This is a genomic window from Lactobacillus kefiranofaciens, assembly GCF_014656585.1.
Classification (GTDB): domain Bacteria; phylum Bacillota; class Bacilli; order Lactobacillales; family Lactobacillaceae; genus Lactobacillus; species Lactobacillus kefiranofaciens.
Window position 1 is genome coordinate 1,632,835 of record NZ_CP061341.1, and the last position, 16,850, is coordinate 1,649,684.

General features: G+C 37.7%; 12 protein-coding genes, 4 tRNA genes and 2 pseudogenes. 2 read left to right on the forward strand and 16 right to left on the reverse strand.

The window, feature by feature from the left end; translation table 11 throughout:
- Positions 1 to 57 precede the first annotated feature (57 nt).
- Positions 58 to 1,832 (reverse strand): annotated as a pseudogene (locus ICI50_RS08010) (oleate hydratase).
- 109 nt (positions 1,833 to 1,941) lie between these two features.
- Between ICI50_RS08010 and ICI50_RS08015 the strand changes: the two are divergent.
- Positions 1,942 to 2,453 (forward strand): annotated as a pseudogene (locus ICI50_RS08015) (TetR/AcrR family transcriptional regulator).
- A 7-nt stretch (positions 2,454 to 2,460) separates the two neighbouring features.
- Here ICI50_RS08015 and ICI50_RS08020 read toward each other — a convergent pair.
- From ICI50_RS08020 to ICI50_RS08045, 6 genes are all read right to left on the reverse strand, one after another.
- Positions 2,461 to 3,927 (reverse strand): MFS transporter, encoded by a 1,467-nt coding sequence (locus ICI50_RS08020; protein ID WP_013854590.1) that lies wholly within the window; start codon positions 3,925 to 3,927, stop codon positions 2,461 to 2,463.
- Between the two features lie 61 nt (positions 3,928 to 3,988).
- Positions 3,989 to 4,061: transfer RNA gene (locus tag ICI50_RS08025), tRNA-Val, on the reverse strand.
- 4 nt (positions 4,062 to 4,065) lie between these two features.
- Positions 4,066 to 4,141 (reverse strand) — tRNA-His (locus tag ICI50_RS08030).
- A gap of 6 nt (positions 4,142 to 4,147) precedes the next feature.
- Positions 4,148 to 4,221 (reverse strand) — tRNA-Asp (locus ICI50_RS08035).
- A 17-nt stretch (positions 4,222 to 4,238) separates the two neighbouring features.
- Positions 4,239 to 4,325, reverse strand: a tRNA-Ser gene (locus ICI50_RS08040).
- A gap of 108 nt (positions 4,326 to 4,433) precedes the next feature.
- Positions 4,434 to 4,934: a GNAT family N-acetyltransferase gene (locus ICI50_RS08045; RefSeq protein WP_056941150.1), complete on the reverse strand. Its 501-nt coding sequence runs from the start codon at positions 4,932 to 4,934 to the stop codon at positions 4,434 to 4,436.
- Positions 4,935 to 5,333: 399 nt separating this feature from the next.
- On the opposite strand from ICI50_RS08045, the gene ICI50_RS11065 reads away from it, so the two are divergent.
- Positions 5,334 to 5,402, forward strand: coding sequence for a hypothetical protein (locus ICI50_RS11065; RefSeq protein WP_219349973.1), 69 nt, complete (start codon positions 5,334 to 5,336; stop codon positions 5,400 to 5,402).
- Between the two features lie 136 nt (positions 5,403 to 5,538).
- On the opposite strand, the gene ICI50_RS08050 is transcribed toward ICI50_RS11065, so the two are convergent.
- The 9 genes from ICI50_RS08050 to ICI50_RS08090 form a co-directional block, all read right to left on the reverse strand.
- Positions 5,539 to 5,916: a hypothetical protein gene (locus tag ICI50_RS08050; protein WP_013854591.1), complete on the reverse strand. Its 378-nt coding sequence runs from the start codon at positions 5,914 to 5,916 to the stop codon at positions 5,539 to 5,541.
- The gene (locus ICI50_RS08055; protein ID WP_188891466.1) at positions 5,916 to 7,832 is read right to left on the reverse strand and encodes an SNF2-related protein; all 1,917 of its coding nucleotides are present in this window, start codon (positions 7,830 to 7,832) and stop codon (positions 5,916 to 5,918) included. The genes ICI50_RS08050 and ICI50_RS08055 overlap by 1 nt, the downstream gene beginning before the upstream one ends.
- 63 nt (positions 7,833 to 7,895) lie before the next feature.
- Positions 7,896 to 9,188: a ParB N-terminal domain-containing protein gene (locus ICI50_RS08060; protein WP_095342388.1), complete on the reverse strand. Its 1,293-nt coding sequence runs from the start codon at positions 9,186 to 9,188 to the stop codon at positions 7,896 to 7,898.
- A gap of 1 nt (position 9,189) precedes the next feature.
- Positions 9,190 to 12,165 carry a type III restriction-modification system endonuclease gene (locus tag ICI50_RS08065; RefSeq protein WP_188891468.1) on the reverse strand — a complete coding sequence of 992 codons (2,976 nt, stop codon included), beginning with the start codon at positions 12,163 to 12,165 and terminating at the stop codon, positions 9,190 to 9,192.
- A 3-nt stretch (positions 12,166 to 12,168) separates the two neighbouring features.
- Complete coding sequence (locus ICI50_RS08070) at positions 12,169 to 14,094, reverse strand: site-specific DNA-methyltransferase (RefSeq protein WP_188891470.1); 1,926 nt, start codon at positions 14,092 to 14,094, stop codon at positions 12,169 to 12,171.
- Between the two features lie 10 nt (positions 14,095 to 14,104).
- A complete protein-coding gene (locus tag ICI50_RS08075; RefSeq protein ID WP_188891472.1) occupies positions 14,105 to 14,350 on the reverse strand; it encodes a helix-turn-helix domain-containing protein in 246 nt (81 codons plus the stop codon).
- Positions 14,331 to 15,020, reverse strand: coding sequence for a DUF2326 domain-containing protein (locus ICI50_RS08080; RefSeq protein WP_188891474.1), 690 nt, complete (start codon positions 15,018 to 15,020; stop codon positions 14,331 to 14,333). The genes ICI50_RS08075 and ICI50_RS08080 overlap by 20 nt, the downstream gene beginning before the upstream one ends.
- A 479-nt stretch (positions 15,021 to 15,499) precedes the next feature.
- Positions 15,500 to 15,880, reverse strand: coding sequence for a CPBP family intramembrane glutamic endopeptidase (locus ICI50_RS08085; protein ID WP_054640543.1), 381 nt, complete (start codon positions 15,878 to 15,880; stop codon positions 15,500 to 15,502).
- Between the two features lie 494 nt (positions 15,881 to 16,374).
- Positions 16,375 to 16,821, reverse strand: coding sequence for a HEPN domain-containing protein (locus ICI50_RS08090; protein ID WP_003674720.1), 447 nt, complete (start codon positions 16,819 to 16,821; stop codon positions 16,375 to 16,377).
- Positions 16,822 to 16,850 lie beyond the last annotated feature (29 nt).

The window sequence follows — 16,850 nt, forward strand, 5'->3', positions numbered from 1 at the left end:
ATAATAACAGAAAAACTGCCGCATGGCACGACAGTTGCTCTGTTTTTATCCAATTATCTAAATCAACTTATATTTCTTCATTAATTCTTCAATATAAGTGCCCTTGACCTTCTTAAGAATACCCTTAATTGCCAACTTTTCGGGCATTGATACATCAAGATCCTCAAGCTTCTTTTGATCGTTCAAGTAGTACATTGCATTCATCAACATTCTGACATCGAAGGCAGAAGCAAAGACTTCTGGCACGCCACGATCAATATCAAGCAAGGTGTAAACAGCTTCCATGGCGGTTCTAACTGAATATTCAGTAGTAAAGACGGTGTCTCTTGGAGTTTCCGCAAAGTTACCGATAAAGGCCAAGTTCTTAGAATGATCTGGCACAACCTTTGGTCTATCGCCTAATGCTCTAGGCATGAAGTAAGAGGTAATGTATGGCATATGTGCTGGAATAGTTGTAGCAGCTGCAGCCATTTCAGGGATTTTTCCTTCTGGAACACCCATGTGGTAGAGCCACTCTTCACACATTTCCATCCCTGAACAATCAGAGGCATAGTCTTTTGAATATAATTGCCTTTAGTGTCTGAGAACAAACCATAAAGCCAAACAATCAATTCATTTGGTTTTTGAGCCTTAAAGTGTGGTTGACGACTGATTGAGTAACCCAATAACCAGTTAGAATCCTTAATTGTAGTAGGACCACTAGTAACAATTGAACCGCTGTGTGGGTCCTTCTTGTTAACTGCTTCAATGAATGGCACAATATCATCATTCTTGAAGGTAATCGTAGCTGACATTCTCCAGTTGGCCTTTGGAATATCATGGCAAAAGACTTCTGGATGACCAAAGTCTTCATCTTGAGCCGCAAGGTTCTTCCATAATTGCCAGCTAGCACCTAATTCATACTCTGCTGGAGCAGGATGCGTATTGTCACCATAAGTTGTGCTTTCAGTAATTGAACCGTTAGTAACAAAGACCAAATCATTTGGCGTTAAGTCAATGCTCTTCTTTTCGCCATTTTCGGTTAAGATAATTTGCTTAGCAACTTTTTCACCATTTGAACGGTTGACAAAGACATTATCCACAATCGTGTTGTAGTGGAATTGTACGCCATGATCCTTCAAGTACTTAACCATTGGCAAAATCAATGATTCATATTGGTTGTACTTAGTAAAGCGTAGTGATGACAAGTTCTTAAGCGTTGCTACGTGTTGTACGAACCGCATCAAGTAGCGACGCATTTCCATTGCACTGGCCCATGGTTCAAAGGCAAACATCGTTGACCAATACAGCCAGAAGTTTGATTCAAAGAATTCTTTAGTAAAGACCTCATTAATCTTCTTGTTTTGCAAGTCCTTTTCTGGAGTCAAGCAAAGATCGACAATTTCCTTAACGGCCTTTGGTGTTAACAAAAGTTGACCATCAGTTGGCAAAGCTTGACCACGATTAACAATGACACGGGTCTTAGCGTAACTTGGGTCTCTTCTATTCAAGCGATAGAATTCATCCAAGATATATTCGCCTTCGTGCTCAGTTGAAGGAATTGATCTAAACAAATCCCACAAGCATTCAAAATGTGGTTCCATTTCACGTCCACCACGAATGATATAGCTTTCCTTTTCTTTATTATAAATACCATCCATTGAGCCACCAGGTAAGCCCAATTCTTCAAGGATGTGAATATGCTCACCCTTCATTTGACCATCACGGATCAAAAATACAGCGCTGGCAAGAGCAGCTAAGCCTGATCCAACAATATATGCAGATTTTTAATCAACGTCTTTTGGCTTTTCAGCCTTTACAAATGCTTCATAATTACCATTGCTATAATGCATAACTGCCACTTCTTTCAAATAATCGTTACACCTGTAACCATTTGCAGCTATAATAATAGTGTAAGCGATATCATTTGCCAAATTAAAACTAATCAAAGGATGATTTTTTATGAATATGAAAAGCCTGCACACGCAGCAACATATAGAAAAAGCTTTATTTTCTTTATTACAAAAAAGCCTTACGCAGAAATTTCCATTGCAGAAATTACGCGTAAAGCTCATGTTTCTCGAACTTCTTTTTATCGTAACTATAGCCAAAAAAATGATGTATTAACGCTATTTTTGGCTAATCAATATAAAAAATTCATTGTCGATATCAATGAACACAAATTAAAAACATTGACCAAGCAGTTAGTAGCTTACCTAACTTTTTTCAAAGGAAATCCCAAGGTCATGAAAATCTTATTAGACGCTGGCTTTGAAGGGAGTCTATTAAACTTTCAAACTCGCTACTTAAAAAAGCTGCTTAGTGTCTACCACCCTGACTTAAATTTGCCAGATTATGCAATTGCCTACCAATCCGGCGGAATTTACATGCTTTTAATCTGGTGGGTGAAGCAAGATTATGCTACTCCACTAGAAGATTTAATTAATTATGCGGAAAAACACATTATGCTTTAATGTCTTATTATTGTAGTTTCTTACGCTTTTTACCAAAGTTAAAGTAGAAATTCAACACAAAAGCGATGATTAACAAAATTAACGATACCAACATAATCTCTTTAATCCCCGCATGGAAAATTGTTCTCATTGTTGGTACCAATTCCTGAGGCAATAATTTGGCACTTTTTGCATCACTTAACTTGTTCATCATTGCCATCGTAATGCCCTTATATGTATGAACGCCGCTTGCCAAGTTCAAGTTCATAATTACGCCGTACACAGCTGCCATGACGGTTTGAGCCAAAATTCTAATCAAATATGAAGTTGAAGTAGCCGTAGCCATATTTTTCAATCCAGCATCAAGTTGAACCTTCAATTGCATAGCAACGAAGATAAAGCCAACACCGATTCCTGAAAATGCACCGATAAAGGTCAGCATCTGTACCGGTGTATGGATATCTGCTAAAAATAAACCAGCTGATGAAATCATCATTGCAATGATTCCGATTAAGGCTAATTTAAATGTACTCATGTGCTCTTGAATAGCCGCTACACTTTGAGAGGCTATGATTTCCACGATTGAATTAGGAATCAAAGTCATCCCACCTAAAAGTGCAGATAAACCAAGCAATGCTTGAGCCCACATTGGCATGTAGGTGTTAACTGCAATGAATGCACCCCAAGTAAAGGCAAATAAAAGAAAGTCACCATCTAAATCTTTATTTTTAAACAAAGATACTGGGATGATTGGATTAGCTGCATGATTCTCTCGAATAAAGAAGAGAACAATAAATACTAGACTGATGATAATCAAACTAATCACAATCCAATTAGCAGTTAAGCCAACTAATTGAACACCCATCAAGAATAAAAGCAAGCCAATAACTAACAAACCAGCACCAGGAATATCGAAGACTGGTGTTTTTTCTGGTGTAACAGGCTTGTAGTAGATAAGGCAAATGATTAATGCTATCAAACCAATTGGAATATTAATATAGAAGACCCAGTGCCAAGAAAAGGCATCGATCAGCCAACCACCAACTAATGGTCCTAAAATTGCAGCACCATTCCAGCTAGCAGTCAAGTAGCCAAGGACCTTGGTTCTAGTTTTAATATTTTTAAAAACGTAACCGGCAATAATGTAAGGAAGAGATCCCATGCCACCTGCGCCGATCCCCATAATGAATCTAGAACACAAGAAAAAGATGATATTTGGTGCCATTCCCTGCAAAGCAGCTCCAAGCACAAATAATACTAGAGAAATTTCAAAGGCCTTTTTATTAGTGATTTTCTCACCAATCTTAGTCCAAATTGGGATCGAAATCGACATCCCTAATAAGAAAATCGCCACAATCCAGCCCATAAACTGAATCCCATGCAAAGCTGCCACAATTGTCGGAATTGCAGTATTAATAATTGTTCCATCAAGTCCTGACATTACATTCCCAAGCATCAGGGCAATCGTAACCATTGTAATTTGTTTTTTATTCATTCAATTTTCCCTTTAAAAAACAAAAACTCCTATTATCAGCGATAATAAGAGTAAAAAAATATGGAGGATACAGGGCTCGAACCTGTGACCTCCTGCTTGTAAGGCAGATGCTCTCCCAGCTGAGCTAATCCTCCATTATGGGGCGGAATGTGGGATTCGAACCCACGCATGCTGGATCCACAAACCAGTGTGTTAACCCCTTCACCAATTCCGCCATAAACGGTCCATGTGGGATTTGAACCCACGATCTCCTCCGTGACAGGGAGGCGAGATAAACCACTGCTCCAATGGACCTCCAATGGACCAATCAGAGGAGGATGTGGGATTTGAACCCACGCGCGGCAGAACCGCCTAACGGTTTTCAAAACCGTCCCCTTAAGCCACTTGGGTAATCCTCCATAGCCGAACAGATACTATTATACTAAAGTGAGATAAAAGCGCAAGTCTTTTTTGCAAAAAAATGCAGTTATGTCCAATTTAGAACATAACTGCATCTCAAATAATTTTTAATCATGCAAATTCTTTTGATATAGCAAGTACTTGTATTCTTTTCCAGCAATTTCCACAAACTTTTCGGTAGCATTATTAACCCAGCCAAAATGTTCAAAAAATTGTCGTGCATTTTCATCTCCATCAATGCACCACAGATAGATCTTGCCGTAACCCATCTTTTTCAATTCATTTTCGGCAGCATTAAGCAAAGTTTTTCCGATATTAAAGCCTTGGAAATCTGGTTCAACATATAAAGCCATTAATTCGCCGCACCCTAGCATGCGAGTATCACGCGGGCGACCATAGCTCAACGCAGCACGAATTTTATTGTCATCATCAATAAAAATTAAATTGTGACGGCCACTTTCATTCAACCGTTTAACCCATGCATTTTCAGGAATATTATCTAAAAATACATCTGGCAATATATCTTTATATGTATTTTGCCAACATTTTTGAAAAAGTCGACTTGTTTCTTTTGCTTCATCTTCAGAAATTAGTGGTTTAATAATCATTTTCTACTTCTTTGTAAGAACAGTTACAGCTTCAACATGCAGTGACCCGTGTCTGGCAATTGCACATTAGGTACAAATTGCGCCCTGTCGCAATAGGGAATGTCTACGAAATAGTAGCACATATATCTACACGACTCAAAAATGCTAATAGATCTAGATTGTGTAGATGATTAGCTGATCAAAATTATATAGCCATCTGTGGTAACAGAAGATCCACAATGGTTAGTAGACAAACGTTTGCGGAAACCTGAACTATAAATATCAAAGCAATCATCCAATTATGACATAATCACCTTTGCGAGAAGTTTTATGGGCGGTGTCTGTTCCCTCGAGATGAGGTAGTTCCAATGAGCTATTCTTCAGAAAGGATTACGGCCCGTTAGCGTCTACCAGACACTCATGCTAGCGTTAGCATTTGCGACTTTCATCGTTGCATTACTAACCTTTATTTTCACATTCTGTGCATAATAAAAGATCGTCACATAACTTTGGCCAGTTGCGGACAATCTTTTATTAGATAAAAAGTAACTAAGCCACCGCCTTTAAAGCGGCTCGCTTTTTTGTCTACATTCATATTTTACCATCAGTGATTACTAGTGGCAAATTACAGATCCTTAAACTGCACATTTCCATTTGGAAATAATGCATTAAGTACTGTTGACTCATGAGCTGATGTTATTTCAAAAATAAAACTATGCAGGTTTCTTTTAGTAATTTGACCGTTAAATTGTCGGAACTCCAGAATAAAGCCCTTGTAATTTAATAAATAATTGTTGCTCTTCATCAAACGGTCGTACCTTGTTTTGGTTACTTCTTTATCCTCAGCATTAATAAAACTTTGTAATGCCCTAGCTACAGTAACCCCTTGCTGTATATCGTTTTCCTCTAATATTTCTAACTTATTTTTAAAGCTTAAAATATATTTCACTCTATCTTGGAGTTCGTTGAGTATTATATCTTTTATTAGTTGTATAGTTTCCATCACTTATACCTCCCCATCACAATGTCCTTAACTTCCTGCAAGTAATCGTCAGTATATTCAGGAACAAGCAGCTGACCATCGATTGCATCCAGCATCACTTTTTCTTTATCTTTTAGTTTCTTGTAAACTATCCTGTCGATAAAGCCCATATGTGCAACATCGCCCTTGGTCATCAAATAGTAGTACCTTGTGTATTGATTTGCTGGTAGTCCCAGACGGTTAATCCGATCTCGGGACTGCAACATGAAGGTCAAATTAAAGTTGTATTCGAAGTAAACCGCGTCGTGTACAGTTTGATGCAACGAAATGGATTCCCCTAAAGTGTTAGGATTCGATACCAGTACTTGTGCATCACCGGTCCGGAAATTATTAATCATTCCTTCTCGATCCTGTTTTGGTGTCGCTCCATAAACCAAGGTAGTTTTAATGCCCATGCCATTAAGAGTATCAGTAATCTTTTGCATAGTACCGACAAACATCCCCCACACCAGGACCTTTTTGCCTTGACTGACCAGCTTATCAATCAGATCAATGCCCATTTCAAACTTAGGCGCCTCTATCTTAGTTAAATCATATTTCTTATAAGCTTCTCCGCTACTGGAATTCTCTTTTTCAACCGTGGCCGTCTGTTTATCCCACACTCCAGAATCAGCATCTACCAGTCCTAGTTCTTTATAGTTGATGTTAGTGCTCAGCAACTCCGGGTTTGTCGAAGCCTGAAGTAACCTGATAAAGGTCGCCAATGTTCCGTTTTCATTTTCATAAATTGCCTGTGCCAGCAGCTCCTGATTTTTTGATGGAGCTACTTCTTTAATAATATCTGGATCCGGTTTAGGAACCTGAAGATCCTGCTTGTTGGTCCGCCAGAAAAATGGTGATAACTTCTTATTAACATCTTCTGGATCAATATTATTAAGAGTAGTCAGATCCCAGGCAAAGAATGAAGAGTATTCATCAGGATACATTAAATGCAAGAAATTATAAATATCTCTAAAGCCATTGGGAATCGGTGTTCCAGTTAACACATATCGATAATGTGGTGCCCTACTGAGACTGAGAGCAGCTTTAGCTCGCTGGCCACCGACGCCTTTAACCCGGTGAACCTCATCAAAAACCAGCATCGTTTTCGAGTCCAACAAGTCATTGATGATATTTAATTTGCTCTGCAAGGCTTCGTAGTTGATCGTGATCACATCTGACTTAATCCAATCATGCTTAACGGCTCCGACATTATTGTTGTACTTTTTGTCCCGCATATTGAGATAATGAAGTTCACGCTTTGACCCAAAAACCTCCTGGAATTCTGTCCGCCATGCAGCAAAAGCATTCAATGGAGAAACGACTAACAGCTTATCAACTTCATTAACTCTAGGACTAGATAAGTAAGCAAAAGTGCCATACATCATAGCAGTTTTGCCAGCACCTGGCACCGAAAAGTTAGCAGCTCGCTTCATGATAGTCATGAAGAAGCTGGCCTTTTCTTGTTCAGGCTTTAATGACCGGGTAAATTCTTGACTGACAATCGCCCTAAAATTGTCAAACTCTTGCTGCCAACGAGGATCACCGTCTTTAATTGTTAACCCCGCCTGGCTTTGCTCTTTGATGTAGTATTGGCGTTGCTGCACAAACCGATCGAATTTGCTACTAGTTTGGACTTCTGGTAATCCTTTTCGTTGTAGTCGACGATTAAGCTTTTTGACTAGCTCCAGCAACTGAACATAAGTCAAGTCTTCCTTAAAATTACGTTGCTCAGGATCCTTAAAATTACGTTGCTCAGGATCCTTAAAATATGGAGCAAAGATATCTAATCCGCGTTGGGCAACCTTGGTTTCCAGTGTATGGTGATCATCATCTACCAGCTGAAACAAGCCGTCATCATTCTTGATAATGATTGGATTATCTGATTTCATCCCCATACTTGCTGAATAACTCCTTATACCAGCTGAAACAAGCCGTCATCATTCTTGATAATGATTGGATTATCTGATTTCATCCCCATACTTGCTGAATAACTCCTTACTAAATTGGTTTAGGTCACGCATATATTTCTGCAGTTCCTTTAGTTGATCTTCACTAACCTCGTTGTAACGAAGACTCCCAATCAGGCCACCATCTTCATTTAAGTCGTGGTAGTACTTCACATTCTGCTTTATATTGCGGATGAACTTATCTACAGACTCACTATTACGGGCATTTCGCATATAGGTGTCAAAGGTATCACCAAGCTCTTCAACGGTTTCGTTTTCATCCGTCAAACTCTGCATCAGATCAGAGGTAGTGTGAATTTCCTTGTCCTGAAGTGATTCTGAAAGATCATCAATCATGTCAGCTACATCATCATTGAAATCTTCATTGTCAACACTATTAACGATATTTTTACCGTATTCACGAATATGAGTCCTGGCTGTATTACCAATAACGCCAACATGAATTTGATAAAGAATAACGCCAAAATATGAATTCATCGTTTCATTCTTGCGAACTTGAGATTCAGGATCGTCGCCAAAATTCTTAGATAACGATTGACCCATTTCATAGAAAAGTGACCACACTTTACTTTCCTTAATAATATTGAAATTATTCTTTGGAGCACCAATAAACTCCAGGAACTTCTTCATATATACTGCACCATCATAATATTTTTTCACTTCAGTGGGGCGCATATGAGAATCCGCTGCGTAGTCGGCCTGTGTCATAATCGGATCGTCACTGCTAGTAGTTTGGTAAATATCCACAGCTAGATCAACCGAATCATAATCTTGGCGCTCTTCAACGCCCATCTGAATAGCTAATTCTAGTTTTTTAATCTTGGCTCGTTCAGTAGTATTGTCATATGAAAACGGCAAAACAACAGCTTCAAAATATACTGTCCTACCAGTAGATTGACGAATATTACGTAATGCCGTATAGCGACGATTTCCATCTACAATCCGTCCGTCATCCAGTACATACCCATAAACTTGCTGACCAGACTCTTGAATAGATTTTTCTGTCCGCTTCAAGGCTGATGAATTGTCTTGTTCGATTAATTTAGCAACAAAATTGTTATATTGTGGATCTTCTTGATCATTGGCTGGATGCAATTCATCCTGATACTGTGAAATACCGGTTGCAATCCGACCATTTTTGTCATTGTAATAGACATATTCTAGTGGAATCTTGTAAACATCCAGCGTTTCAGAGCTAACCCCATCAACCTTAATCGGTAACTTGGGCTTGGCACCAGTTTTCTCTAACTTTCCTTCTTTAGCTAATTCGATTAGCGACAACATTTTAGTTCAACTCCCCATTCTCCAATTTATTGATCAAATCATGTACTTCTTGCTCACTAGTAGCCATCTGATAGTAAACCCCAGATTCCTTTAAATGATCAAAGTACTTTTGTTGAATAATCCGGATTTCTTCATCACCTAAACGCATGTTTTCAGCTTTAGTTTCAATCACCAAATAGATCGGCTTACTACCATGCTCAATCTTAAAAATAAAGTCCGGTGTCGTCGTCCCGTTATCGAAACGTGGAATTTTGATTGCTTTCTTTGGTAGCTTGCCAAAGACACTGATCTTAGGTCCATATGAGCGCTGCAAAATTTTTAATTCTGGATCCGCACTGTCATAACGCAGTGGTGGTCGATCATACAAGTATTTTTCATCAGAAGTCGAATTTGACTGATATACGCCCAGAACACTAGCAGGAATCGAATCTACAAATTCATGTTTCTTGGCATTGTAAATCGAGGTAGAGGCTGAAAACTTCAAAGGTTCATAACTATAAGAAGTTTTGATTCGTTCGTTAAATTGATTGTTAAATGTTTGTATTAAGTTTCCCAGTGTCTTTTCATTGATATAGTTGGTATTGTTCCTTAACCTCTTAATTGCTTTAATCATTAGGTTGTTCAACAAGTTAACTGACAAGTCCGTTTGCTTAGCCAAAATTTTGAGAAACTTACCATATTTCATAGTTAAATATTCAGTACTATAATCCGCTTGCGTCTCTTTGACAATAGCATTACCGCTAGTAGTATCAACCTCTTGATGAACCATTTGCGGACATTGCAAAACAAAAATCTTATTATCGCTATCGTTAAATACGTTCCGAGCAACCGTTTCAGCATCCTTGTTCACTGACGGATCAAATTTGATCATTTGTCGTTTAGCTAATTGAAGCCACAGATCCTTTAGCTGTTGCCAATTTTGTTTTCGTAACTTAATCTTTGTAGTATCTTTGGAATTTTTATCCCGGATTTTACCTTTTGCAACTTTGGTTTGTTGCTCTAGCTCTGGGTAAAGATAGCATAGGGCGTCATAACCCGACATTTTTTTACCATCTATGTCAACGTATTGTTTAAACTGGTTAGAACGAGTGATGACGTTATGTTCATCTAAGTCATAAAGTAACTGATTTTCATTAAATTGTGGGTTGGTTTGTCGTTTGACCTTAACGATCAACTTAATCATATCTTTAGTCAATTCATCTTGGTTTAGCTTAATTGGTGAATCATCATTAATTTCACCCACTAACTTTTGAGCAAAATCTCGTTCATCATAACCAATTAAGAAAGACAATCGACTCTGCCACTCATCCTGATTCAGGCGGTGACCTGTTTCATCAACTGGCAACCGCAAACCACGACCAACTTCTTGAATCTTACTAATCTCTGAACCAGAAGTTCGTAGCTTAGCGATAGTAAAGACATTCGGATTGTCCCAACCTTCACGCAGCGTCCATTTAGAAAACAGAAAACGGCGGGTTAACCAGTTACCATCTTTATCCTTAAAGCTGAGCAGTTTTTCCTTATTACTTAGGATATCTTCAACTTCAGCCTGAATGTCGGCATCAGAACTGCCTCGATCTTCACTGAAGTAACCGGCATAAACATCCTGATGTTCTGACTGGAGACTTTTCAGAGTAGCTCGCAAGAACGAGCAATACTCTTTTTCACGATCGTCAATTGCCATCTCATAACGGTTAATTAACTTTTTCAATTTCTTGGCTAACAGATTCTCAAAGTGCTGGGCTAACCAACCCTTGCTATTATTTTCGCCACGAAAACTGGAAATGCTGTCGATGAAGAATAAGGACAAAGTTTTAATTTTTGGAGCATTATCCCCTGAATTTAAGCGTAAGAAGTTCTCTTCTTCGGCCTTAAAGTGACAATTCAACGCTTGCGAGATGATTTCATCCTGATAATTTTGAGCAAAAGTTCCCGGAATTAGCTTCATATTTTTTGATAAGGCTAGTCCATTAGATAACTCACGATCAGTCCCACCAGCATAAGTAATGTTTCCTTCAAAGCCAGGATCAATATCAGCGAGATTTTCACCAACGCTTAAAGAGTATTCCTTCTTACCCTTAGCAAGAATCAACTCTTTTGCCTTAGCCTGCTTAACCTTATACAAGTTATTGGCTTGTTCTTCTGGCATATCTGGATAGTCAATATCAATACCTTTAACTAATCCTTGGTTAAAACTATCCACCGCATCCAGATTAAACTGTGGTTCACCACGGTAATAATCAATCTTAGTGATTTTGTTCTTGCCCCGACCAGTGGTAGTTTCTGGGAAAGTAGCACCGAAACGCACAATTAATTGTGGCTTCATTGCTTCAATATCTTCATAAAACTTTTTACCACGTGGAAAACGTTGCGGTTCGTCAATAATAACGACTGGTCGAGTAGCTGCAATCGCTTTAATTGGTGATGTCTCACCACCTAGTAAAGTTTGATCATAGTCATCACGGTGCATCGACTTAGAGTGCAGCATTCCCTGATTAACCAACAAGACTTCAATTTGGTTCGCATTTTGCCGCGTAGCTTCGACAAATTCTGATAATTGCGCAGGAAAGTTTCGTCGTCCTGAACGTGCACTAAAATCACCCGCATTAATAACGTTTAATTGAACCCGGGTATTTTCGTAGAATTCACTAAAGTGCTGTTTAGCATAATCACTGGTAATAAAGCTACGGGTACCCTCCTTAATGCTAGGGCTCGGCACCGCAATCACAAATTTAAATAAGCCATATTTTTGATGAAGATCATACATCATTCTGGTATAGACATAGGTCTTGCCAGTACCTGTTTCCATCTTGATATCGATATTAGCTTTATCGTTATAACGATATTTAATTAAAGGGTTGGCATAAATGTAATTAGCATTAGGATCACTGGACATCGTGTCCATACCAGGAAAAGCTTTATCAATGGCTGCCAGGGCAGCGGTTTGGTGTTGTAAAGTTTCTAATTTAATCTTCATGGCTTAGTACCTCTTGATTAAAGTTACTTTACTGTCTAATTGCTTCAAACCATTTTCAAGTTCACGTAGTTCAGCTACATTAAATGAATAACCAAATAGTACAACAGACTGTATTTCTAATTGGTAAGTTCCAAGTTTATTTAACAGCTCTTTAGTTTGCTCTGCTCTCCAACCTTCATTAATTAAGTACAGACGATTGTCTTCAACTTTGTAAGCAGTATAATTACTAAATTTAATTTCTTCAACATCAGCATCAAATGAATAGCCATCTTTAGCTAACCAAGTTGCTAGAATGGTTTCTTCACCTGTAGCATCCCCATCAACGGCCAAGGCATGACTAGAAAATCCATCCACCATATTAGTGAATAAATTAGTATTATTTGGATCAAAGTCATCAATCTCTTCAAGCGTTTGTTTAACTGGCTTTACTACTCGATAATGTTTAAAACTTCCATCAAAATCTTGAGTAAGACTTAATTCGCTATCTTTTTTAATCTTTCCAGCGGCTCGGCGGATGCGTTCACGTGAAATTTCATCAATAGATTTAAATCCAGCATCATAAGCAGCTTTCCCACCTTTAGTCGGTACTTCTTTACCATCCTTATTAGTGTAGTAGGTTCTTTCAGGAAGCTGAACCATAATGAATTTACGAGAACCACCATCTTCTGCATTAAGTTTTATTACAGCATCGGCGGTTGTGGAAGAACCGGCAAAGAAGTCCATAACTATCGAATTTTTTTGTGATGAGTGAAATAAAAGGCTTTGGATTAGCCCAGTTGGCTTTACTGTGTCAAATGTCTCTCTAACTCCCATTAACTGATTTAAAATCTTTTTACCAGATTCAGCCGTTCCAATATCTTTTGGATAAAAAGCCCAAAAAGGTTCAGTTTTTAGAGAGTTTTCATCGTTGGGCCTTATTTTCAAGATAATTTTTCCATTTTTTAGCTCAATATCTTTCCTTAAATCATACATTTGTATTTTTTCTTTTCCTAACTTCCATTGTTGTCCACTAGGAGGCATAATCCCTTTTATAGGAAAAATCATCGAGGTCCTACCTCTAACACCATCAGAAGCCATAGTTTCTAAAGTATAATTTCGATAAGCCCCCTTTTCATCATGAAATGGATATTTTTTTCTTCCTTTGATATTTAAATGGAAATGACTATGACCATATTTACTATATGCTAGAATATATTCAACTTTAGGCTGTAATTTATCATATGACGTTGCTGTATTCTGTGACTTTGTTTTTGATTCCCACGCGATATTACCAATTAATTGTTTCTCGCCATACAATTCATCCATCATAATTTTTAAATCTGCCATTTCATTATCGTCGATAGAAATAAAAATCACTCCATCTTTTGCCAACAATTTCTTAGCCATTGCTAACCTTGGATACATAAAAGTCAACCAAGCTGAATGACTAGACTTACCCTGAATACTCTTCAAACGTTCTACCTGATCATCATTCAATTCAAACATATCCTTTAATTTATCATCAGAGTATTCAAAAGAATCAGGATATACGAAACCATCACTACCAGTGTTGTATGGTGGATCGATATAAATAACGTCAATCTTGTTCTGATAATTATTCTGCAAATGGCGTAAAACTTCCAAATTATCCCCGGTAAAGAACAGGTTCTTACTGTCTTTACCTTCACCCTGATTCTGTTTCTCATCAGGAACAATAACGGTACTTGGCATTTCACCAGCCTTACGACGCGCATAATCTTTACCAATGAAATCTAGCTGATAGCCCTCACTCAGCTCATTAACATTTTTATCTTTTAGTTGGTTCCTAAACTTATCTAAATCAAAAGATCCTTCCTTGGTAAAGAATTCTGGCAGCTTTGCTTTAAGTTCATTTAAGAAAGCAGCGTTCGGCTGTACAGTTTCATTGTATTTTTCATTATCCGTTTGCATGAAATTTCTCCTATTCTTCGTTAATTGGTACAGTTTTGCAAATGTCATTAAGGTTGCAATCTAAGCCAGTGCATATTTTCATCAAAAGATCTGTAGTAACATTAGCATCTTTTCCTAACTTAGCAACGGAAGCAGCGCTAACATCGCATTTAGTTTGTAAATCTTTTTTCTGTAATCCCCTATCAATCAACAATTTCCACAATTTTTTGTAGCTAATCTTGTATTTAATTTTTAGGTTATTTGGTTGCTTGCTCATTCCATGATCTCCCAAACAGTTTTTTACCACCACGTTCAAGTGTCAGAACCGTATTCTCTCTAATAATCTCTTGTGCTTTTTCTGATAATACTTCAATACTATCAATTGAAATAAATATCTGCTTAGTTTCTTGAGCATACATCTCAACAATTCTATTTCTACGATCAATCTCAATATTTGAAAATAGTAGTGAATCATGAACAAAGAATGGTAAACGTGTTAAGTCAAGACAAGCTTGATCAAAAATAATTAATCCTTTGAATGATGTACCTGTACCTTGGTCATTAATCGTTTCAAAATTGTATTCTTTTGGTTTTAATTCAATTCGTGGAGGTTGAAATGAATTAGATCCGCAGACCTGCTCGTTTAAGCTAGCCATTTTAGTGTTCAAAGAATGCTGTACTTCTGATAATTCATTATTAACAGTTGCATTTAAAGCATCTCGCTGATCTTTTTTGTCTTGTTGTAGTTTTTTCTTCTTCTGATAATTTTTATTTTCGTCTTCTAATTGCTTTAATTCTGCTTTTTTATCTTCCACATCAGTCTGTGGAGTACGAATAATCAAATCTATTAGGTGACAAAAGAATTTAGGGCGACCTTTATTATCTTTACTCTCATCAGGGTCACCTAAATAAGTCCATAGCATGTCAAAAAAATCAGAAAATTCCATATCAATCACGCTCAACTTTCGGACCAAAAAAGGGGCGATTTTGTCCCAAACTGTCCGAGTTCATATTTTCTTTTCCAATATACTGATTGTGAATTAAAAATAATAAATCCATTCACCATTTAAGTATACCGTTTACATACGCGCTTCTCAATATTAATTCGGCGAACGTGAATTTTGTCTATTTAATTCAGCATGCATCGTCAAGCTAACGGTGTTCCAGCATGCGCATTCAACTGAATACTTTTACTGCAACCAGCCACTGGAAGGTTTGCTGCAGTCCCGAAACGAACAAGTTTTGGACTGTTTTGCACACTACCAGTGGCTCTTTTTGTCCTTTGCCTTCGTTTCGGGAGAGATCCGGAACGGAGTTTTTTTAATGAATTTTAACAACAGCGAGTACGAATTAATCGACGAACAATTAATATGTAATACTAAGGATATGTGGAACTTAGCTATTCTGGCTAGGTGTCGTTTTTTCTTCAAATGATGAACCGGTAAATTAATAAGTTATTTACTACATGCGCAGTAAAACTTGCCCACATACTCTGTGCTGCAACAGCGACTAAGGTAAAGAACATTCCCATTGCGGTATAAGCGACCACCAGAAAGACAGCATTATACCAAGCGGCCTTGCCCAGTGAAGAGAGGTGAATCAGGCTGAAGATAAAAGACGTTATCCAAATTGTAGCCGTTTGGTTGAAAATATTATCTAAGACACCAAAGATGTAACCACGAAAGGTATATTCCTCAACTAAAGGCGCGCTGATCACCGTGAAGGTTAACTGTAACCACCAATCATTCATTGTTGTCACTGATGAATGGAAACCAGTTCGTACTACCCAAGATACTAGATAAATCAAAACGTCCGCCAAAATCGCGTAAGCAATCGGCCACCATTGAAAGTGCCACTTTATAATCAGGGGGAGTCGCTAGTGAAACAAGAAGCGATTCAGCAGGTAGCCACCACCAATCACAATGATCGGATAAGTAATCGTCATAGTAATTATGGCGGCGTTCTCCGAAAGGTTTAGCTAATCAGCGACGGCCAATGGTGCAACTTGCCCACCAACCGTCAAGGCTAAAATCACGACAGTCATTATTATCACTTTAATGTATTTTTGCATGGTGCGTCACCTCATCGAATGAATACTAATCTCTATTGTTATTTTACACCTCTTTATATCACGAAAAATCACCATCTTTTAACGCTACATGGAGTTCACGTTCAAAAATGGTGAAGTAATTAGAGTTAATATGTGAAATTTATGGTGTACGGCACTCAGCTATTTTGGCTGGGTGCTATTTTAAACATTCTGATCTTTATTAAACCTAATTTACAGTAAGTTCGTGTTACTTAATAGTAATGAGTAGTTAAAACATTCTTAAATTTATTAAGTATCTTTGGTTTATCAATGGTTATCCCTAATTTTTGTAAAATAAATATTCTAACCATAAAGCCGAATATTTTTGTCATCTGCACTAACTTATAAGGATTAGATACCGCCATATTTTCTCTATCTCCGTGTGTTAGGAATACCCTTGTGCTTACAAGCTTTCCAATCCAATCATCTGTATTTCCAACGTGTTCAGATAATAGTTCTCTATAGGATTCAGGCAATTCCTCAATAAATTTGTTTATTTTATCCCTCAAAGTAAGACGTTCATTTCTAAAATACGATTCAATGCCTTGTGTATAATTGACAAGATCATTTTCAATTACCGACCTGTAGTTAACCGTTAACAAATAGTCATCCACCAGTAACTGTAACTCTTTTGAGGAACTTACCCAATTATTTATCACACTGAGCAACTCCGATTGGACATCATTAT